The organism is Pseudomonas sp. LB3P58 (assembly GCF_054897895.1).
In genome coordinates, this window is sequence record NZ_JBUBVE010000001.1 from 4718640 (window position 1) to 4737961 (window position 19322).

At 60.0% G+C, this 19322-nt stretch carries 19 protein-coding genes; 8 read left to right on the plus strand and 11 right to left on the minus strand.

From position 1 onward, the window contains the following. Positions 1-70: 70 nt before the first annotated feature. The 3 genes from ACYZTZ_RS21960 to ACYZTZ_RS21970 form a co-directional block, all read right to left on the minus strand. Positions 71-1174, minus strand: coding sequence for an extracellular solute-binding protein (locus tag ACYZTZ_RS21960; protein ID WP_056741351.1), 1104 nt, complete (start codon positions 1172-1174; stop codon positions 71-73). Positions 1175-1392: 218 nt separating this feature from the next. Then, on the minus strand, positions 1393-2841 hold the full coding sequence (locus ACYZTZ_RS21965) for an aldehyde dehydrogenase family protein (protein ID WP_461999692.1): 1449 nt from the start codon (positions 2839-2841) through the stop codon (positions 1393-1395). An 8-nt stretch (positions 2842-2849) separates the two neighbouring features. Beyond that, the gene (locus tag ACYZTZ_RS21970; protein WP_461999693.1) at positions 2850-4487 is read right to left on the minus strand and encodes a 5-guanidino-2-oxopentanoate decarboxylase; all 1638 of its coding nucleotides are present in this window, start codon (positions 4485-4487) and stop codon (positions 2850-2852) included. 159 nt (positions 4488-4646) lie between these two features. On the opposite strand from ACYZTZ_RS21970, the gene ACYZTZ_RS21975 reads away from it, so the two are divergent. After that, positions 4647-5528: a LysR substrate-binding domain-containing protein gene (locus ACYZTZ_RS21975; RefSeq protein ID WP_461999694.1), complete on the plus strand. Its 882-nt coding sequence runs from the start codon at positions 4647-4649 to the stop codon at positions 5526-5528. 123 nt (positions 5529-5651) lie between these two features. Here ACYZTZ_RS21975 and ACYZTZ_RS21980 read toward each other — a convergent pair whose 3' ends face one another. Continuing rightward, complete coding sequence (locus ACYZTZ_RS21980; protein WP_461999695.1) at positions 5652-6266, minus strand: NAD(P)-dependent oxidoreductase; 615 nt, start codon at positions 6264-6266, stop codon at positions 5652-5654. 44 nt (positions 6267-6310) lie between these two features. Then, a complete protein-coding gene (locus ACYZTZ_RS21985; RefSeq protein WP_461999696.1) occupies positions 6311-7192 on the minus strand; it encodes an MBL fold metallo-hydrolase in 882 nt (293 codons plus the stop codon). Between the two features lie 114 nt (positions 7193-7306). On the opposite strand from ACYZTZ_RS21985, the gene ACYZTZ_RS21990 reads away from it, so the two are divergent. Then, positions 7307-8212 carry a LysR family transcriptional regulator gene (locus tag ACYZTZ_RS21990; RefSeq protein WP_461999697.1) on the plus strand — a complete coding sequence of 302 codons (906 nt, stop codon included), beginning with the start codon at positions 7307-7309 and terminating at the stop codon, positions 8210-8212. 199 nt (positions 8213-8411) lie between these two features. Further along, positions 8412-8633 carry a hypothetical protein gene (locus tag ACYZTZ_RS21995; RefSeq protein ID WP_046049710.1) on the plus strand — a complete coding sequence of 74 codons (222 nt, stop codon included), beginning with the start codon at positions 8412-8414 and terminating at the stop codon, positions 8631-8633. 9 nt (positions 8634-8642) lie between these two features. Here ACYZTZ_RS21995 and ACYZTZ_RS22000 read toward each other — a convergent pair whose 3' ends face one another. Then, entirely contained in the window at positions 8643-9539 is an 897-nt protein-coding gene (locus ACYZTZ_RS22000; protein ID WP_008156068.1) for a helix-turn-helix domain-containing protein, read from the minus strand. A gap of 188 nt (positions 9540-9727) precedes the next feature. On the opposite strand from ACYZTZ_RS22000, the gene pobA reads away from it, so the two are divergent. Both pobA and ACYZTZ_RS22010 read left to right on the plus strand, forming a co-directional pair. Continuing rightward, positions 9728-10912 carry a 4-hydroxybenzoate 3-monooxygenase gene (pobA, locus tag ACYZTZ_RS22005; protein ID WP_462000696.1) on the plus strand — a complete coding sequence of 395 codons (1185 nt, stop codon included), beginning with the start codon at positions 9728-9730 and terminating at the stop codon, positions 10910-10912. A gap of 80 nt (positions 10913-10992) precedes the next feature. Then, positions 10993-12510 (plus strand): MDR family MFS transporter, encoded by a 1518-nt coding sequence (locus ACYZTZ_RS22010; RefSeq protein WP_461999698.1) that lies wholly within the window; start codon positions 10993-10995, stop codon positions 12508-12510. Between the two features lie 87 nt (positions 12511-12597). Here the strand turns inward: ACYZTZ_RS22010 and ACYZTZ_RS22015 are convergent, their stop codons facing one another. The 4 genes from ACYZTZ_RS22015 to ACYZTZ_RS22030 all read right to left on the minus strand — a co-directional run bounded on the left by ACYZTZ_RS22015 (position 12598) and on the right by ACYZTZ_RS22030 (position 16508). Beyond that, positions 12598-13446, minus strand: a complete 849-nt coding sequence (locus ACYZTZ_RS22015; RefSeq protein ID WP_461999699.1) for a cache domain-containing protein — start codon at positions 13444-13446, stop codon at positions 12598-12600. A gap of 123 nt (positions 13447-13569) precedes the next feature. Continuing rightward, entirely contained in the window at positions 13570-14442 is an 873-nt protein-coding gene (locus tag ACYZTZ_RS22020; protein ID WP_461999700.1) for an ATPase, read from the minus strand. A 118-nt stretch (positions 14443-14560) separates the two neighbouring features. After that, a complete protein-coding gene (locus ACYZTZ_RS22025) occupies positions 14561-15553 on the minus strand; it encodes an NAD-dependent epimerase/dehydratase family protein (RefSeq protein ID WP_461999701.1) in 993 nt (330 codons plus the stop codon). A gap of 61 nt (positions 15554-15614) precedes the next feature. Beyond that, positions 15615-16508 (minus strand): LysR family transcriptional regulator ArgP, encoded by an 894-nt coding sequence (locus tag ACYZTZ_RS22030; RefSeq protein ID WP_056741339.1) that lies wholly within the window; start codon positions 16506-16508, stop codon positions 15615-15617. A 96-nt stretch (positions 16509-16604) separates the two neighbouring features. Here ACYZTZ_RS22030 and ACYZTZ_RS22035 point away from each other — a divergent pair, with 96 nt between their 5' ends. From ACYZTZ_RS22035 to ACYZTZ_RS22045, 3 genes are all read left to right on the plus strand, one after another. Continuing rightward, positions 16605-17006, plus strand: a complete 402-nt coding sequence (locus ACYZTZ_RS22035; protein WP_461999702.1) for an ACT domain-containing protein — start codon at positions 16605-16607, stop codon at positions 17004-17006. A 7-nt stretch (positions 17007-17013) separates the two neighbouring features. Further along, the gene (locus ACYZTZ_RS22040; RefSeq protein WP_461999703.1) at positions 17014-17616 is read left to right on the plus strand and encodes a LysE/ArgO family amino acid transporter; all 603 of its coding nucleotides are present in this window, start codon (positions 17014-17016) and stop codon (positions 17614-17616) included. Positions 17617-17792: 176 nt separating this feature from the next. Next, a complete protein-coding gene (locus ACYZTZ_RS22045; protein ID WP_461999704.1) occupies positions 17793-18389 on the plus strand; it encodes a superoxide dismutase in 597 nt (198 codons plus the stop codon). A gap of 204 nt (positions 18390-18593) precedes the next feature. Here ACYZTZ_RS22045 and ACYZTZ_RS22050 read toward each other — a convergent pair whose 3' ends face one another. After that, positions 18594-18860, minus strand: coding sequence for a DUF6124 family protein (locus ACYZTZ_RS22050; RefSeq protein ID WP_223430265.1), 267 nt, complete (start codon positions 18858-18860; stop codon positions 18594-18596). Positions 18861-19322: the final 462 nt, after the last annotated feature.

A 19322-nucleotide genomic window follows, 5' to 3' on the forward strand; every position in this document is an offset into this window, starting at 1 on the left:
CAGCAATCGCGAGCAAGCTCGCTCCCACAGGGGATTTTCAGTGGTTGAAGATCCTGTGTTCGTCACTCGATCAGGAAGAAAAGATTTCCGTGTAACGACGAATCCATTGGTCATGCACGGTGGCCAGGAAGGCGTTGTCGTGCATGATCGCCTTCTCGGCAATCTGCTCTGGCGTGAGGATGAACGGGCTCTTGCGCGCTTCGGCGGAGATGATCGCCTTGGCGTTGACCGGGCCGTTGTAGATGTCTTCAGCCATCTTGCCCTGCACCAACGGGTCCAGAGAGTGGTTGATGAAGGCGTACGCCATGTCGGTGTCGCCCGGACGGTTCTTCGGCATTACCGATTGCATCAAGTCGGTGTAGAAACCTTCCTTCATGCCAAAGGTTGCACTCAGACCGTAGGCCGGATCGCGGATCTGTTTCGGGAAGAATGCCGGCGCGTACAGGCCGCCCATGTCCAGGGAACCGGTGCGGAACAGCTCGGCGATCTGGTTCGGGTTTTCACCCAGGGTGACCACGCGATCTTTCAGCTCGGCGAGTTTCTTGAAGCCCGGCTCAATGTTGTGTTCGTCACCACCGGCCAGTTTGGCGGCGATGATGATCAGGTCCATGGCCTCGGTCCAGTTCGGCGGCGGCAGGAAGATGTTCGGCGCAGCGTCGGCGTCCCACAGGGCGGCGTAGCTGTCCGGCGCTTCTTTCTGAGTGCGCGTGCTGTAGACCAGGCTGTTGCACCAGAGCAGGTAACCGATACCGTGGCCATTGGCGCCGGTGCGGTATTTTTCCGGTACGTCGACCAGGTTCGGGATGCGGTTGAGGTCGGGTTTTTCCAGCAGGTTGGCGGCGGCCAGACCTTCGGCGCCGACGCCGGCCAGGGTGATGATGTCGTACTGCGGACGATCACCGCCGGCCTTGAGTTTGGCGACCATTTCCGAAGTACTGCCGGTACGGTCAGCGATGACCTTGCAGCCGTACTTGTCTTCGAAGGTCGCAGCGATGTTACGCAGGGCTGCCAAGCCGGTGTCATCGGACCAGGTCAGCAAACGCAGGGTCTTGCCCGCAAAGCGTGTGTCGCTGGCGTTAGCCTTGATGAACGGCATGCTCATAGCGGCCGCTGCCACCGAGGCTACGCCCACGGTTTTGATGAATTGACGTCTGTTCAGATCATGCTCGCCCATTACGGACTCCCTTTGTTTTTGTAGGTATGAGGCTGGTCGCAACCGTTGCATCTGCGCCGCCAGATCTGCTTCAAGCCCCCGTATTCACGGGGTTTGCGCTGAGCCGACGGGTTCATCCTGAGGTCGTGCAAAACACCTGACTATCGATAAAAACTCATTGAAGCCATGACGCCAGCGCATGCCTCATCACGAGGCATGCGCTGGCCCTTTTCGAGCCGTCAGACCGCTCGAATCACGTGTTTGATTTCCTGGAAAGCCTGCAAACCCCACGGCCCCAATTCGCGGCCGATGCTGCTCTGTTTGTAGCCACCCCAAGCGGTCTGCGGGAAGATCACTTGCGGCGCGTTGATCCACACAAGCCCCGCCTGCAAGGCGTTGGCGACCCGATCTGCCGCTTCCGCGTCGCGAGTGACCACGCTGGCCACCAGACCGAACTGGCTGTCGTTGGCCAGGGCAATCGCCTCGGCTTCGGAGGCAAAACTGCGTACGCAGATCACCGGACCGAAAATCTCTTCACACCACAGCGCACTGTCGAGGGGCACTTCGGTGAAAATCGTCGGCTGCAAAAAATAGCCGCGCGGCAGGTCTGCCGGGCGATTGCCGCCGCAAACCAGCTTGGCGCCAGCACTCAAACCACGATCGATGTGGCCGAGTACGCGCTGGTATTGCGCCTGATTGACCAGTGCGCCCATTTCCACGTTCGGGTCGAACGGGTCGGCCACGCGAATGGCTTCGGCGCGGGCCTTCAACCGGATGAGGAATTCGTCCGCCAGTTCATCGGCGATCAGTACTCGACTGGTGGCCGAACACATCTGCCCGGCGTTGAAGAACCCGCCGCCACAGGCCACTTCCACGGCCAGTTCGATGTCAGCGTCTTTGAGCACCAGCAGCGAGGATTTTCCGCCCAGTTCCAGGCTCACGCCCTTCACGGTTTCTGCGGCACGTTGCATGACTTGAACACCGACGGCGTTGCTGCCGGTGAAGGAAATCTTGGCGATGCGCGGGTCAGCCGACAACGGCGCACCAACCGCCAGGCCAGTGCCGCAGACCAGGTTGAACACACCCTTGGGCAGACCGGCCTCGGCGATGATCGTCGCCAGTTCCAGTTCCGGCAGCGGCGTGACTTCGGACGGCTTGAGCACCACGCAGCAACCAGCAGCCAGGGCCGGGGCGAGTTTCCAGGCGGTGGTGACCATCGGGAAATTCCACGGCACGATCAGGCCGACCACACCGCACGGCTCACGGCGCACACGAGCGCTGAAGTCGTCGGTTGGCAGCTCGACATTGCTGTCTTGCTTGGCATCGAGCCCTTCGGCCAGACCGGCGTAGTACTCGAAGGTGGCGATCACGTCATCGACATCGATGGCGGCTTCAAACAGCGGCTTGCCGTTGTTGCTCGACTGCAAATGCATCAACTGTTCGCGACCGGCCTGCACGCCCGCAGCAATTTTGCGCAGGATCGCACCGCGCTCGGCACCGGTGGTTTTCGACCACTCCTTGAAAGCGTTGGTCGCGGCAGTGACGGCTTGATCGACTGCATGTTCATCGCCGCCGTTCACGGTGGTCAACAGGGCTTCGGTTGCCGGGTTGATCACCCGCAGGTGTTCGTTGCCAGCGGACCATTGGCCGTTGATGAACAGGCCATCCAGCGCCGTTGGGAAAGTCATGCGGAAAGTCATTTCGACACCGCCTTCATCCACACACTCTGATCGATTTCAATCAGGGTCGGACCCTGGCGATCGGTGGCGGCACGCAGTGCGCTGCGCAGTTGCTCGACACCGCAGATGGCTTCGGCGGCACAGCCCAGCGCCTTGGCCACGCCGATGAAGTCCGGGGTGTAGATGTCGACGCCAACCGGCTCGATGTCGCGGTTGACCATGTATTTCTTGATCTCTTCGTAGCCCTGGTTATTCCACAGCAGGACGATCACCGGGGTGCGCGCTTCAACGGCGCTGGCCAGTTCCGGCAGGGTAAATTGCAGGCCGCCGTCGCCGATCAGGCACACCACCGGAGGACGTGCGCCGTTTTCAATGCTGCCGCCGAGCCAGGCGCCGATGGCTGCCGGCAAGGCGTAACCGAGGGTGCCGTAACCGGTGGACGAGTTGAACCAGCGACGCGGGCGTTCCGGGTTGAACGTCAGGTTGCCGGTGTACACCGGTTGGGTCGAATCGCCGACGAAGACTGCGTTTGGCAGTTCGTGCAAGACGGTTTCCAGGAAGCGGGTCTGGGCCAGGGTCGGAGCGTCCCAGGTGGCGGCCAGTTCGTCGCGCAAGCGTGCGGCACGGACCTGGCCCCAATCGTTACGGCGCTCGGCCAGCGAGTGGTGGGACAGTTCGCTCAGCAAGGCTTGGGCGGCGTTGCGCGAGTCGGCTACCAACGCGACTTTCGGCGGGTAGTTGCGCACGGTCTGGTCGGGATCGATGTCCACACGCAGCAGCACGCCAGGAATTTCGAATCCGCCGGCGAAGGTCACGTCGTAATCGGTCTCGGCCAGTTCGGTGCCGATCGCCAACACCACGTCCGCTTCAGCCACCAGAGCGCGAGTCGCGACCAGGCTTTGGGTCGAGCCGATCAGCAACGGATGGTTGGATTCGAGCATGCCTTTGGCATTGATGGTCAGGGCCACCGGGGCGTCCAGCAACTCGGCCAGTTCAGTCAACTCGGCGGCGGCATCGATGGCGCCGCCACCGGCGAGAATCAGTGGGCGCTTGGCACCGGCCAGCAGCGCGGTCATGCGGCTGATTGCGCTCGGCGAGGCACCGGCGCGGTCGATGTTCACCGGGACGCTGGCGAGCAGGTCATCGGCCTCTTCGACCAGGACGTCCAACGGAATTTCGATGTGCACCGGACGCGGACGGCCGGCCTGGAACAATGCAAAAGCGCGAGCCAGGACGCCCGGCAGTTCAGCCGCCGACATCAAGGTGTGGGAGAACGCCGCCACGCCACCGACCAATGCGCTCTGGTTCGGCAGCTCGTGCAGCTTGCCGCGACCGCCGCCCAACTGGCTGCGCGATTGCACGCTGGAGATCACCAGCATCGGGATCGAGTCGGCGTAGGCCTGGCCCATCGCGGTGGTGATGTTGGTCATCCCAGGGCCGGTGATGATGAAGCACACACCCGGTTTGCCGCTGGTGCGAGCGTAACCGTCGGCCATGAAACCGGCGCCCTGTTCGTGACGCGGAGTGACGTGGTTGATGCTCGAACGGGCCAGCCCGCGATACAGCTCCACGGTATGAACCCCGGGAATGCCGAACACCTGCTCAACCCCGTAATCTTCGAGTAACTTGACCAATACTTCGCCGCACGTCGCCATGTCTTTGCCCTTCTTGTTCGTTTGAGACGCCGGACCTGCGCAGTGTTTATGATGAGTGGGCAGGTCCAGGGATGGCCTCATTGGAACGGGCGACACGTAGCCGCAACAATGGATAAAAAGTCATACTAGCCATGTCCTCACGTCATACCTTGGATCCCAATGAAACGATTGCCTCCCCTGCCGGCGCTGCACACCTTTCTGATTACCGCGCAGTGCTGCAACTTCACCCGTGCTGCCGAACAGCTGTACATCACCCAAGGGGCGGTGAGTCGGCAGATCGCCGGGCTGGAAGAACATCTGGGTTATGAACTGTTCATTCGCCAGGCCCGAGGCCTTGACCTGACGGCCGAAGGACGGGAATGGTTGCCACGGGTCCAGCAGATTTTCGGCTTGATCGACGAGGCGGTGGAGCAGATCGGCGAGAAGCGCGAAACCCTGCAACTCAAGGCCCCGACGTGTGTCATGCGCTGGCTGTTGCCGCGGCTGTTGCAGTGGCAACGGGAGCGCCCGGATGTGCCGGTGGAGTTGACCACCACGGTCAAACACGGCGTGGATTTTCATCGCGAGCAGTTCGATGCAGCGGTGATGTACGGCGCACCGCCGGACAGCGCGCTGGCCTCTTTTCATTTGTTCGATGAGCAACTGACACCGGTCTGCTCCAAACCTCTGCTGGAAGGTCCAGTGCCGCTGATGACGCCGGAGGATCTGGAGCAGCACATGCTGCTGCACCCGACCCGGGATGAACGGGACTGGAAAGCCTGGCTGGCCACCGCGGATATTCGCTTGAGCAATGTCGGCAAGGGTCAGCATTTCGAAACGCTGGACCTGGCGATGTCGATGGCGTCCCAGGGGACCGGCGTGGCGATCGGGGATTGGTCGTTGATTGGCGATGATTTGAGTGCCGGGCGGCTGGTCATGCCGTTTGAATTGAAGGTGAAGACCGGGTTGGCGTATTACCTGGTTTTCCCGGAAAAACCCGGACCTTCGCCGAAGTTGCGTGAGTTGATGGGGTGGTTGGTGGAGCAGGCTCAGAGCCGCTGAAAAGCTGAAAAGCTTCGCGAGCAAGCCCGCTCCCACACTGGATCGTAGGCGTTCACAAATTGTGTGTTCACCTGCGGTCCAGTGTGGGAGCGGGCTTGCTCGCGAATGGTTTCAGCCGCGCTATCAATACCCGACTGTGAACCGCTGCCGAGAATGCTTCGGCGCTTCCACTTCATCGATCATCGCAATCGCATAGTCGGCAAAAGTGATCCAACTACGCCCTGCACTGCACACCAGCAAATCATCCTTGCCAACCCGAAATGTCCCCGTGCGCTCACCTTCGACAAACTCTGCCGATGGCGACACAAAGGTCCAGTCCAACTCTTTTTCCTGCCGCAGGTTTTCCAGAAACAGCGCACCCGCGCTGGCCTCAGCCTTGTACGCCTGCGGAAAACCCTCGCTGTCGATGACGCGTGTTCCGTCCGGCAGCAACAGCGATCCGGCACCGCCCACCACCAGCAAACGTTTCACCCCGGCCTTCTGCACAGGCCCGATGACGGCGCTGGCAGGAAGGGTCGCGAAGTGCGCAGCGCTGATCACCACGTCATGGCCCGCAACGGCCGCTTGCAACGCTTCGGCATCAAGGGCATCGACATTCTTGGTGACCACACCGGCACGCTGACCGATCTTCGAGGTGTCGCGGGCAATGGCGGTGACGCTGTGACCACGGCGCAGGGCTTCTTCCAGCAGTTGGCTACCGGCACGACCGGTGGCACCAATGATTGCGATCTTGCTCATGACGTTCTCCAGTTGGCTTGTGTGTATTGATCAGGTACGGCGGGTTACCACTTCATCTCGCCCTTGGCGACTTTGGCGCTCAGCTCAAGCGAGCTTTCTTCACCCAGCTTCGGGTAGCGTTTTTTCATCGCAGCGATCAGCGCGGCAGCGTCCTTTGCCTTGGCAGTTTCTTCGTCGAAGGCCTTGATGTAATCGGCGGTGAACTGCACGGCGGCCAGCGAACGGGCGCTCTCACCAAGGTAATGACCCGGCACGATGGTTTTCGCCTTCAGGGTTTCGATGGCGTGCAGCGTAGTCAACCAATCGGCGTGGGACTGCGGCGTCTGGGTGTCGGCCATCCACACGTGGATGTTTTCCGCGACGACGACGCCACCGACCACTGCCTTGATCGACGGAATCCAGACAAAGGTGCGATCTGGTTGTTTGCCCTCAAGCCCCACCACCTGCAATTTCTGCCCTTCGAGCATCAGGCTGTCGCCTTTGAGTACCTGCGGCACGATGGTTTTGGCCGGTACATCGGCGCCCATTTTCGGCCCCCAGAACGCCAGTTTGCCGTCGACGGTTTTCTGGATGTGATCCACGGTCGGTTGCGAGGCGAGCACTTTGGCGTTGGGGAATGCGGCGGTCAGGGTGTCGAGGCCGAAGTAGTAATCCGGGTCACCGTGGCTGATGTAGATGGTGGTCAGTTGCTTGCCGCTGGCGCGGATCTTTTCGACCACTTGCTCGGCCTGGGATTTGCCAAATTGCGCATCCACCAAAATCGCGTCTTTCTCGCCGCTGACCAATACCGAGGTCACCGGGAAGATCGCCTTGACGCCCGGGTTGTAGACATCCAGGGTCAGGGTCGAGGCTGCCGCTGCGTGGGCGGCGAAACCGAGGGTGGCGGTGGCCAGCAAAATACGTTTAAGCGAGGTGAAGCCGATCATCTGTTGCTCCGTTGTCCGAATGCCGTGCTTGGCGATGGGACAGAGCTTAGTTGCATGACTCAGTACAAAAAATGCGATGCTTGAACATAGTTTGTTTCTGAAAGCGGGCAAATCATGGATCGTCTACAAGCAATGCGGGTGTTCGTCACAGTGGTTGACCTCGGCAGCCAGTCGGCCGCCGCCGATCACCTGGACCTGTCACGGCCGGTGGTTTCGCGCTATCTGGCGGAGCTGGAGGATTGGGTCGGCGCACGCCTGATGCACCGCACCACGCGCAAGTTGAGCCTGACCGCCGCCGGCAGTGAAATCCTGCCTCGGTGTCGGCAGATGCTCGACTTGTCCACGGACATGCAAGCCGCCGTCAGCGAACCGGACGAGGCACCACGCGGCCTGCTGCGCATCAGCGTCAGCACTTCGTTTGGTCAGGCACAACTGGCGGATGCCATGGCCGCTTACGTCAAACGATATCCCGGCGTCAGCATCGACCTGCAGATGCTCGACCGCACGGTGAACCTCGTGGATGAGCGCATCGATCTGGCGATCCGCACCAGCAACGACCTGGACCCAAACCTGATCGCACGACGGCTGACGGTCTGCCGCTCGGTAATCTGCGCCTCCCCCGCTTATCTGCTCGAACACCCGACACCGCGGCGGGTCGAGGATCTGAGCCAGCACAATTGCCTGACCCACTCCTACTTCGGCAAAAGCCTCTGGCATTTCGAGGAGGACGGCGAGCAGGTGTCAGTGCCGGTGCAGGGCAACATCAGCGCCAACGAAGCCAGCACGCTGTTGCGCGCGGCGATGGCCGGTGCCGGGGTGGCGATGCTCCCCAGTTATCAGGCCGGCGTGCATATCCACAGCGGCGAACTGATCCGCCTGCTGCCCCACGCCGAACCCCGGCAAATGAACGTTTACGCGGTGTATGCCTCACGCAAACACATGCCGGCGGCGTTGCGCAGCATGCTGGATTTTCTGGTGCTCAGATTTCCGGAAGAGCCGGAGTGGGATATCGGCCTGTAACCGAATGATCGTTCCCACGCTCCGCGTGGGAATGCAGCCCGGGACGCTCCGCGTCCCTTTCGAGAGCTGGAACGCGGAGCGTCCCTTGAGGCATTCCCACGCGGAGCGTGGGAACGATCAGGCACAGGGGTTCATCAGTGTTCTGAATACCGGGTTACATGCAAATGCCGCTTTGGTGGCAACTCACTGGCGCTGACCTATGCTGAAAGTAGTACCGAAGGGTATTCGTTCAGAGGTCAACGCCATGAACATCAAAACAAGAAGATACCTCGCTATTTTCATCACCTGCGCGGCCACGCTCGCGCTGTATGGCACTGCGGCCTGGCGCGTCGAGCAGTTGCGACAACTGCCCCGTGAATACGCGAGCTGCAACTTCGAACGCTGCATTCCCCACAACGCGACCCTCAACGCCCTCAAGTAACGAAGGGGATCAGGCCTCGTTGTCCTGATCGGCCTTCAAGCGGTCGCGAAATGCCTTGGGCGAGATCCCCACTCGACGCCGGAACAGGCGCGTGAAGTTGGTCGGATCAGAGAACCCCAACACGTCGGACATTTCATAAATGGTCATGCTGGTATAGGTCAGCAAACGCTTGGCCTCCAGCAACTGACGCTCGTGCATGATCTGCAACGCCGGTTGTCCCGCCAGCTCACGGCAGGTGCCGTTGAGGTGGGACACGGAAATCCCCAGCCGATGGGCCAGGTCTTCGACCTTGACGTGCTGGCGATAGGTCTCTTCCACCAGTTGGATAAAACCGTTCAGATATTCCCGGGCACGCTGCGGACGCTGGCTGGCGTTGCGACGGGAAATCACCTGGCGGCTGACCCACACCATGATCACGCTGACCAGCGAATGCATGAGCATTTCGCGAGCCGGCTGGTGGCCGGTGTATTCGTCTTGCAGCGCTGAAAACAGGCTGTTGAGGTATTCGCCTTCCTTGCCCGCCGGATAACTTTCGGCCTGGGCCAGGGCGTTCACCGAGTTGCCCAGTTGCGCCTGAAGATGGGCGACCAGCGGCGCGGCAAGGGTCACGACAAACCCTTCGACGTCCTCGGAAAACCGGAAGCCGTGCACCGACAGCGGTGGCAGGATCTGGATCGCCGGCTCGGTCAATTGCGTACGTTTGCCTTCGATTTCAAGCTCTGCCTGACCTTTGAATACGAAGAGCAACTGGCACAAATCGGCGTGACGATGGGGTTTGATTTCCCATTGGTGTTCGCGGCTGCGTTTGGAAATGGTTTCACAGTGCAGCAAGTCCGGGGTCGGCCAATCCAGGCTTTCACCGTAGAGCTTGAACACTGGAATCGAAGGTAGGTCAGGCTTGTTCATCACTTCAATCCAGGCCTCGGGGGTAGGCGGGCGATAATCGCACCGATTGGCAGAATGTACAGGTATCGGCTCAGTTTTCCCCTTCAATTGACAGACTCGCGAGAGAAAAATGCAAGCACTCGATCCATAAAAATTACTCACCGGCCCTGGTCGCGTGAAGCTTGCGAGTCATAAAAACAATGAAAACGCTGAAAACCCAAATCGCCATCATCGGCGCCGGTCCGTCCGGTTTATTGCTCGGCCAATTGCTGCACAACGCCGGCATCGACACCCTCATTCTCGAACGCCAGACCCCGGACTATGTGCTCGGACGAATCCGTGCCGGTGTCCTCGAACAAGGCATGGTAGAGCTGTTGCGCCAGGCCGGGGTGGGACAGCGAATGGACGCCGAAGGGCTGGTCCATGGAGGCTTCGAACTGGCCCTCGACGCACGCCGCGTACACATCGATCTGCAAGCCCTGACCGGTGGTAAAACGGTGATGATCTACGGTCAGACCGAGGTCACTCGCGACCTGATGGCCGCTCGTCGGGAGGCCGGTGCGCAGACGATTTACGAGGCAGGCAACGTCGTTCCTCACGGGATGAAAACCGAAGAGCCGTTCGTGACTTTTGAGAAGGACGGTGAGCTGTATCGACTCGATTGCGACTACATCGCCGGATGCGACGGTTTCCATGGCGTGGCCCGGCAGTCGATTCCTGCCGAATGCCTGAAGGTGTTTGAGCGGGTCTACCCGTTTGGCTGGCTTGGCATCCTCGCTGACACGCCGCCTGTTCACGAAGAGCTGGTTTACGCCCGGCATGAGCGCGGTTTTGCCCTGTGCAGCATGCGTTCGGCCACCCGCACTCGCTATTACCTCCAGGTGCCGGCCGACGAGCACGTCGAGAACTGGTCTGATCAGCGCTTCTGGGATGAACTCAAATCCCGTCTGCCTTGCGAGTTGGCAGCGTCGTTGGTCACTGGGCCTTCCATCGAAAAAAGCATCGCGCCGTTACGCAGTTTTGTCGTCGAACCGATGCAGTACGGACGGATGTTTTTGGTCGGCGACGCCGCACACATCGTCCCGCCCACCGGCGCCAAGGGCCTGAACCTGGCGGCCAGCGACGTCAGTACGCTGTTCAACATTCTGCTGAAGGTTTACCGAGAAGGCCGTGTGGATTTACTGGAGAAGTACTCCGAGGTCTGTTTGCGCCGGGTGTGGAAAGCCGAACGGTTTTCCTGGTGGATGACCTCGATGCTGCACCGCTTCGACGATCACGACGCCTTCAGCCAGCGGATTGCCGAGTCGGAACTGGGGTACTTCGTCGACTCCAAGGCCGGTCGAAAAACCATTGCAGAAAATTACGTCGGCCTTCCATACGAGGCTATCGAATAGCCTGCTACCGACTTACACTGGCGAGCATCCCCGCTCGCCTTGCTCCTTGCGGGTCAATCACTGTCCGCAGGTTCTAACCCGTGACCAATCTCAACCAGCCTGAAACGCCCAAACCGGCCATTCGCAGCGTGTTGATCGCCCTGATGCTGGCAATCTTTCTTGGCGCGCTGGACCAGACCATCGTGGCCGTATCGATGCCGGCCATTTCCGCACAATTCAAGGACGTCAGCCTGCTGGCCTGGGTGATTTCCGGCTACATGGTGGCGATGACGGTGGCGGTGCCGATCTACGGCAAACTGGGTGATCTGTACGGTCGCCGCAAGTTGATGCTGTTTGGCATGGGGTTGTTCACGGTCGCTTCGTTTTTCTGCGGCATGGCCCAGAGCATGGAGCAACTGGTGCTGGCGCGAATTCTTCAGGGCGTCGGCGCCGGCGGGATGATTTCGGTCAGCCAGGCGATCATCGGCGACATCGTGCCGCCCCGGGAGCGCGGCCGCTATCAAGGCTATTTCAGCAGCATGTACGCCGTGGCCAGCGTGGCCGGCCCGGTACTCGGCGGTTACATGACCGAGTACCTGTCATGGCGCTGGGTGTTCTTGATCAATCTTCCGTTGGGCCTCGGTGCCTGGCTGGTGGCCAATCGAACGCTGGTGGGTTTGCCAGTGCCACAACGCAAACCAATCATCGATTACCTCGGCACGTTGCTGATGATCATCGGCTTGACCGCCTTGTTGCTGGGCATCACCCAGGTCGGTCAGGGCCATTCGTGGCGCAGTGCGCAAGTGCTGGGCCTGCTCGGTTGTGCAGTGTTGGTATTGGCACTGTTTGTCTGGCATGAACGCCGGGCGCGGGAGCCGCTGCTGCCGATGCATTTGTTCGCCAATCGCAATGCGATCCTGTGCTGGTGCACGATTTTCTTCACCAGTTTCCAGGCGATCTCGCTGATTGTGTTGATGCCGCTGCGCTTCCAGAGCGTTACCGGCGCCGGGGCCGACAGCGCCGCATTGCACCTGTTGCCGCTGGCGATGGGCTTGCCGATTGGTGCGTATTTCGCCGGCCGCCGAACCTCGGTGACCGGGCGCTACAAACCCATGATCCTGACGGGCGCCCTGCTTATGCCGATCTCGATTCTCGGTATGGCGTTCAGTCCTCCCCAGGCCTTTGTGCTCAGTAGTCTGTTTATGTTGCTCAGCGGGATCGCTAGCGGCATGCAGTTCCCGACGTCCTTGGTCGGTACGCAGAACTCGGTGGCACAACGGGACATCGGTGTCGCCACCAGCACCACCAACCTGTTCCGCTCATTGGGCGGCGCGGTGGGTGTGGCGTTGATGTCGGCACTGCTGTTGGCATTGTTGCAGGACTCTAGTTTTGCCCACCTGGCCGGCTCTTCGATGATTGCCGAGGGCAGTTCGGGGAACGTCTTGCTCGATGGCTTGAACGCCGCGCCGGGGGATGCGCAGAACGCCTTGCGCGCTGAGCTGCTGCTGACCTTTCAACATTTGCTGATGGTCAGCGCGGCGGTGTCGCTGCTGGGGCTGACGGCGGCGATTGCCATGCCGAACATGGTGTTGCGGGGGCGCGAGGATAAAGTCCGCTAAAAGCAAAAGATCGCAGCCTGCGGCAGCTCCTACAGTGGAATGCGTACACCCTTGTAGGAGCTGCCGCAGGCTGCGATCTTTTGATCTTCAAGGGCTGTAATACCCCACAGCCACCAGAAAATGCCCGACCTTTTTCAGGTAGGCATGCTTGTCCTCGACCTTGCCCGTCACCGGGTTTTTCCAGCGGTATTCGTATTCGCCGTAATCCTGCTTGGCCATCAGCGCCAGGATCGGCTCCCCAACCGGCTTGCCTTCCGGATCATTGATCTTGCTGAAATCGGTATTGATCAACCGCAGGTTGGTGCCGTGGGCGACGTATCGCTGGTTATCCAGGTCGACGACGAAGACGTACAGGTCATCCTGCAAGTACCCGCCCTTGAGGGAGTTGATGGCCGTGAGCGTGCCCTTCTCGTCCTTGGCCAGATCGGCCGCCGCTTTGTTCAGCAACGCCATCGCCTGTTCCGCTGAGGCCCGTGGCAAATAGTAACCCACCGCCAGGATCCGCTGACCGACGCGCTGGTAGAACACATGCTTGCGTTCGACCTTGCCGTCGGACCAGTTCTGCCAGCGATATTCGGCCTGCTGAATGCCATTGCCCTCCGGCACGTTCAAGGCGTCTTTGAAGGCTTTCTGCAAATCAGGCCCGAGCACATCGGACACATCACGGCCAATCAACGCCGAAGACGGCCCACCGCTGGCGAGCATCACGCCCTTGGTGTCGAGCACGAACACGTAACGATCCTTGTCGACAAACTCGCCCTGACGGCTGAAAGCAGCGAAGGACTTGTCGCCATTGTCGTGGTAGTACGCCAGGGCTTTTTCCAGCAAGGCTTTGGCAGCCTGGCTGTCGTCCTTTTCCGTGCCGGCAGCTTGAACCTGGCCCAGACACAGCAAAAGCATCACGCCCAGCAAGGCCAACCTATGCAAAAACCCCATTGCGCATCCCTCGTTCTTGTCGGTGTTTCAAGAGCGTAGACGGCAATGGGGTATGTATGGATATTCAGCGAATGGCAGTGTGTAAGGAAATCATTCCCGGGAAATCCGGGAATGATTCATGGCTCAAGGCCGGGCGCGCAGCTGCTGCTGCAAATTCTGGATCTGCGCCTGAAGGGTGTTGATGTTGCGGGTGACCTGGCTACGGAAGGCGTCGAATTCGGCGGTATTGGTCCCGCCTGCCGTCGCGGCCGGGCGATTATCCTGCTGGCTTTTGAGGATGATGACTTCCTGCTCCAGACGCTCGATGGCGGCGCTCGGGTTGCCTTGTTTCTTCAGTGCAACGATATCGGAGCCAAGGCTCTTGAGTTGCGCGTCGAATTTGTCTGTGTCCGCCGGGTTGCTTTTCAGCACGGCGACATCGCTGTTCAAGACTTTGACCTGAGCCTGCAACTGAATGGTGGCGGTCTGTTGTTCGGTGTCTTGCGCGGTTATCTGCGCCAAGCGCTTATCCAGATCGGTGGTTTGTGCGCTCATCAGTGCCAGGCGTTTGTCCAGATCGGTGGTCTGGCCGACAACGCCTTGCTGTTGTTTGCTTTGATCCTGGAGCTTGCTTTCCAGCTGTTTGATTTGCAGCTTCAAGGCTTCACTGTCGCTGCTGACGTTGGTCTGACTGGCGACAACCTTGCCGGAAATGTCCTGCAAGCGCCCCGCCGCATCCTCACTGATACGCGCGAAACTTTCCTGGGTCGCCACCAATTGCTGTTCCATCAGCGAGAGCTGCTGAAAGCTCCACCAGGCCAGGCCTGCAAACGCGAAGAACAAGGCGCCGACCAGCGCCCACAGCGGGCCGGTGCTCGGGCTTTTGACTTTGACGACTGGCGCGGTCCGCGAATGCACGGAGGTACGAGCGCTTGTCGGAAAATCATCGTCGTCGAGGCTGTCGGCACGCAGGCTCGGTACATCGAAGTCGTCGTTGGCATCGTTACGCATGGACATTGAGTCAACCTTTGAGGAACGCGGTGATGGCTTGATGCGGCGCAGTATAACCCCCACTGCCGCATCGATTGACCCTCAACCCCGAACTCGGTTCAGTGCGGCGGCGCTAACCCGCGCGTCAGCGGATGTCCTGGGCCTTCCACCAGCCGCAGAATTCATCGAGGGCGGTCCAGAGACTGACTTTGGGATCGTAGTCCAGATAATGCCGGGCGCGGCTGATGTCCAGGGTGAAATTTTTGTTCATCACCTGCATGCCCAGGCGCGACAGGGTCGGCTCGGGGCGACCCGGCCACAGCTTGCACACGCCCTCATTGAGCGCTGCTACGGTGTAGGCCAAGCCGTAGGAACGGTAGCGCGTGACCTGTGGGACATCCATCTTGCGCATCACGTAATTGACCACGTCCCACAGCGGAACTGGCGTGCCGTTGCTGATGTTGTAGGCCTTGCCCAACGCCGAACCACTGGCCAGCAAACTGCTGAGCAACGCTTCATTGAGGTTTTGCACGCTGGTGAAATCAACCTTGTTCAGGCCGTTGCCGATGATTGAGAGCCGTCCTTTACGCTGCATTTTCAGCAATCTCGGGAAGATGCTCATGTCGCCAGCCCCCGTCACGAAACGCGGGCGCAGGGCCAGGGTTTCGAGGCCGAACTCCTGAGCGCCGAAAACTTTTTGCTCGGCCAGGTATTTGGTCGCGGCGTAGGGATGCTTGAAGCGCTTGGGCACCTGTTCTTCGGTCAGCCCCAAGTGATCGCGGCCATCAAAGTAGATCGACGGCGACGACAAGTGCACCAGTCGCCGAACCCGCTGTTTAAGACAGGCCTCGACCACGTTTTCAGTGACCTGGACATTGCCTTGATGGAAGTCCTGATAGCGCCCCCACAAACCGACCGCACCGGCGCAATGCACCACGGCTTCGACGTCTGAGCACAGATCGCGTGCCAGTTCCGGGTCGCTCAAGTCCCCCTGGATGAACTCGGCGCCACGGCGCACCAGATGCTCCACACTTTCGGCCCGGCGACCGTTGACCCGCACGTCCAGGCCTTGCTCCAGGGCGAAACGCGCAAAGCGCCCGCCAATGAAGCCGCTTGCGCCGGTAACCAGAATCTTCATGAATTGCTCCGAATATTTCGTTTTGCGTTTAGCATAGGGCGTGAGGTCTTGACGCTGCCCGTCAGTCCAACGGCACCAGCCATTGCTTCGACGAACGCACCAACTGATCGGTGAGTAACCCCAGCAACTGACCGCCATTGCGCCAATGATGCCAGTACAGCGGCACATCGATCGGCTTATCGGGCAAAAGCTCTACCAATACACCGCGCTCCAGTTGCTCGCGCACCTGCAGTTCAGGCACCAGGCCCCAACCGAGTCCCGCTTCCGTGAGGCGGATGAAGCCTTCGGACGAGGGGCATAGATGGTGTTCGAATCCGCCATCGACGCCGAGGGACGCGAGGTAGCGATGCTGTAGGAAATCGTCCGGGCCAAACACCAACGCGGGCGTTTTCGACAACAGATCGGCGCGTACACCTTCAGGAAAATGCCGGGCGATAAAGGCCGGACTGGCCAGCGCACGGTAGCGCATGGCCCCCAGCAAAACGCTGCGCGCGCCGGCCACCGGGCGCTCGCTGGCGCAGACGCACGCCGCGACTTCACCGGCACGCATGCGTTTGAGGCCGACGGTCTGGTCTTCGACCACCAGATCGAGCAGCAAATGCTGCTGCGCACAAAAATCCCCGACCGCCACCGCCCACCACGTGGCGAGGCTGTCGGCATTCAAGGCGATGCGCAGACGTTCCGGCAGGCCTTCTTCGTCGAGTGCCGGCACCAATGTTTGCAAGTCCCGTTCAAGTAAACGCACCTGCTGCACATGGTTGAGCAGCCGTCGGCCGATTTCGGTCGGGGCCGGCGGTGTCACCCGCACCAGCACCGGTTGGCCGACTCGCGCCTCGAGCAATTTGATGCGCTGGGAGATCGCCGATTGCGACAAACCGAGCACCTGAGCCGCACGTTCGAACCCGGCCTGCTCGACCACCGCGGCCAAGGCAGAAAGCAATTTATAGTCGAACATCAGTTTTCCTAATGAGCGATCAGCATGATTGGTTTTTCTTATACAGCCTGGCACCGGAGAATGGCCAGCAAGAACTCTTGAACAAGGATCATCGACATGGCTGGCGAAACTTTATTGGCAACGCTGCTGCGCAGCATGAGCCCGCAACTCAACGTCGGCGAATACGTGTTCTGCACCCTGCGCGACGGCAATCTGCCGGCAGGTCTTGAGATTGTCGGCAGCTTTCGCGAGCAGGAAGGTCTGACGGTGATTCTGGAACGATCCCACGCCGAGAAGGCCGGTTTCAGTTTCGATTACGTCGCGGCCTGGATCACCTTGAACGTGCATTCGGCCCTCGAAGCCGTCGGCCTGACCGCCGCGTTCGCCACGGCATTAGGCCAGGCCGGCATCAGCTGCAACGTGATCGCCGGCTATTACCACGACCATTTATTCGTCGGCCAGGCCGATGCCGAACGCGCCCTGCACGTGCTGCGGGATCTGGCGGCCAACGCGGAGTAAACATCTTATGTGGCAAAGCTATGTGAACGGCCTGTTGGTGGCCGCGGGGCTGATCATGGCGATCGGTACTCAGAATGCGTTCGTGTTGGCTCAGAGCCTTAGGCGCGAACATCACCTGCCCGTGGCGGCACTGTGCGTAACCTGCGATGCCTTGCTGGTGGCCGCCGGGGTATTCGGCCTGGCGACGGTGCTGGCGCAGAACCCGACGTTGTTGGCAGTCGCCCGCTGGGGTGGCGCGGCGTTTCTGATTTGGTATGGCAGCCTGGCGTTGCGTCGAGCCTGCTCGAAACAGAGCCTGCAACAAGGCGAAAACCAGACCGTGCGCTCGCTACGGGCGGTGATGCTCAGTGCTTTGGCCGTAACGCTGCTAAACCCGCACGTTTATCTGGATACCGTGTTGCTGATTGGCTCCCTCGGCGCCCAACAAACCGAGCCCGGCGCTTATGTGGTGGGCGCGGCCAGTGCGTCGCTGCTGTGGTTTTTCACCTTGGCGCTCGGCGCGGCGTGGTTGGCGCCATGGTTGGCTCGGCCAAGTACCTGGCGAATCCTTGATCTGTTGGTGGCAGTGATGATGTTCACCGTGGCGTTTCAATTAATCGTCGCCGGCTGATTATTCCAAAAGGCTCTGGAACCTCTATTCCACACAGTTGTTGCGTGGTTATGCCGCACCCCCGGTGCTATGATCCGATCCGATGCGCCGCAAAGAGTACAAACTCCCCGGCGCTTGTCTGGCCGCCCGTGATCGGCCTTGCGCTCACCGCAACTGACCTGATTAGGAGAATCATCATGGCTTTCGAATTGCCGCCGCTGCCTTACGCACACGATGCCCTGCAGCCGCACATTTCCAAGGAAACTCTGGAATTTCACCACGACAAGCACCACAACACCTATGTCGCGAACCTGAACAACCTGGTGCCAGGCACCGAGTTCGAAGGCAAGACTCTGGAAGAAATCGTCAAATCTTCCTCGGGCGGTATCTTCAACAACGCCGCTCAGGTCTGGAACCACACTTTCTACTGGAACTGCCTGGCGCCAAACGCCGGCGGTCAACCAACCGGCGCACTGGCTGAGGCGATCAACGCAGCCTTCGGTTCGTTCGACAAGTTCAAGGAAGAATTCAGCAAGACTTCCATCGGCACCTTCGGTTCCGGTTGGGGCTGGCTGGTGAAAAAAGCTGACGGTTCCCTGGCCCTGGCCAGCACCATCGGCGCCGGCAACCCGCTGACCAACGGCGACACCCCGCTGCTGACCTGCGACGTCTGGGAACACGCTTACTACATCGACTACCGCAACCTTCGTCCAAAATACGTCGAAGCGTTCTGGAACCTGGTCAACTGGAAATTCGTGGCTGAGCAGTTCGAAGGCAAAACCTTCACCGCTTAAGATCGACGCCAGTCAAAAAACCCGGCTTTTGCCGGGTTTTTTTATGGGCGCTGGAAAGTTTAGAAAGCGGGTACATCCATGAAAAATGTGTCGATTGTCCGGCCGTCTTCGCGAGCAAGCCCGCTCCCACAGGGGGAATACATTTCAAATGTGGGAGCGGGCTTGCTCGCGAAGAACGATGACGCGGTAGAACTGACTGAACGCCTATTCCTGCGGGTCGACGATATCCAACGCCCGATTAACGGCTAAGTCCGCCAGCATGACGATCTGCGCGATGGCCAACGCCGTACTGCGCTGGGAGCCGGTCAGGTAGGTGGCGAAGTCGCTGGCCAGAACACTTGCCGAGGCCAATGACTCACAGGCGTGGGCCAGGAGGGTTTCGGTGTTCATGTCCGGGGAGATCAGGAACATGGGGCTGGGGTTGTAGGGTTTGGAGCTGTTGAAGGGGGGATCGGGGATTAATTTATCCAAGGGAATGCCTATGACGTTGGGTGCCATTCCCTCGCCGTTTCTCACGCGACGAAGAGGTGGCAGCTATGTGCGAGGTGAGAAACCGGTCATAGACACCCGGCCAGACCGAAGTCTGCCCGCACACAGCCGCCATAACGCATATGCAGCAGATAAACTGGCGGCAATTATGCGGATACTGGCGATGGATGACTATGACTTGCCGGGTTCTCACACCCGATCGCTGAGTTTTCAGCGACACCCAAAAGGTAATTGAACCCGCTTCCTACGGGCAACCTGAAAACCTCGTGGGAAAGGTCTGGTTTTTTTACCGCTGTTTAAACAGACGCATCCGTTGCCTGTGCGGCCGCCATCGCGAGCAGGCTCACTCCCACAGGGATTGGATGTTTGGCAGGCCATTACCGACCCGCACACAAAAAATCTGACACTCTCCAGAAATGGATATACACACCAGACCAAATCCCC

What these genes read in the sequence shown, in the direction of transcription:
- ACYZTZ_RS21965 (WP_461999692.1), bottom strand. Translation starts at nt 2,841, where the DNA reads ATGACTTTCCCAACGGCGCTGGATGGCCTGTTCATCAACGGCCAATGG.
- ACYZTZ_RS21995 (WP_046049710.1), top strand. Translation starts at nt 8,412, where the DNA reads ATGCTGAAAGTAGTACCGAAGGGTATTCGTTCAGAGGTCAACGCCATG.
- ACYZTZ_RS21960 (WP_056741351.1), bottom strand. Translation starts at nt 1,174, where the DNA reads ATGGGCGAGCATGATCTGAACAGACGTCAATTCATCAAAACCGTGGGC.
- ACYZTZ_RS22020 (WP_461999700.1), bottom strand. Translation starts at nt 14,442, where the DNA reads ATGTCCATGCGTAACGATGCCAACGACGACTTCGATGTACCGAGCCTG.
- ACYZTZ_RS21990 (WP_461999697.1), top strand. Translation starts at nt 7,307, where the DNA reads ATGGATCGTCTACAAGCAATGCGGGTGTTCGTCACAGTGGTTGACCTC.
- ACYZTZ_RS22025 (WP_461999701.1), bottom strand. Translation starts at nt 15,553, where the DNA reads ATGAAGATTCTGGTTACCGGCGCAAGCGGCTTCATTGGCGGGCGCTTT.
- ACYZTZ_RS22030 (WP_056741339.1), bottom strand. Translation starts at nt 16,508, where the DNA reads ATGTTCGACTATAAATTGCTTTCTGCCTTGGCCGCGGTGGTCGAGCAG.
- ACYZTZ_RS21975 (WP_461999694.1), top strand. Translation starts at nt 4,647, where the DNA reads ATGAAACGATTGCCTCCCCTGCCGGCGCTGCACACCTTTCTGATTACC.
- ACYZTZ_RS21980 (WP_461999695.1), bottom strand. Translation starts at nt 6,266, where the DNA reads ATGAGCAAGATCGCAATCATTGGTGCCACCGGTCGTGCCGGTAGCCAA.
- ACYZTZ_RS22035 (WP_461999702.1), top strand. Translation starts at nt 16,605, where the DNA reads ATGGCTGGCGAAACTTTATTGGCAACGCTGCTGCGCAGCATGAGCCCG.
- ACYZTZ_RS22000 (WP_008156068.1), bottom strand. Translation starts at nt 9,539, where the DNA reads ATGAACAAGCCTGACCTACCTTCGATTCCAGTGTTCAAGCTCTACGGT.
- ACYZTZ_RS22015 (WP_461999699.1), bottom strand. Translation starts at nt 13,446, where the DNA reads ATGGGGTTTTTGCATAGGTTGGCCTTGCTGGGCGTGATGCTTTTGCTG.
- ACYZTZ_RS21970 (WP_461999693.1), bottom strand. Translation starts at nt 4,487, where the DNA reads ATGGCGACGTGCGGCGAAGTATTGGTCAAGTTACTCGAAGATTACGGG.
- ACYZTZ_RS22040 (WP_461999703.1), top strand. Translation starts at nt 17,014, where the DNA reads ATGTGGCAAAGCTATGTGAACGGCCTGTTGGTGGCCGCGGGGCTGATC.
- ACYZTZ_RS22045 (WP_461999704.1), top strand. Translation starts at nt 17,793, where the DNA reads ATGGCTTTCGAATTGCCGCCGCTGCCTTACGCACACGATGCCCTGCAG.
- ACYZTZ_RS21985 (WP_461999696.1), bottom strand. Translation starts at nt 7,192, where the DNA reads ATGATCGGCTTCACCTCGCTTAAACGTATTTTGCTGGCCACCGCCACC.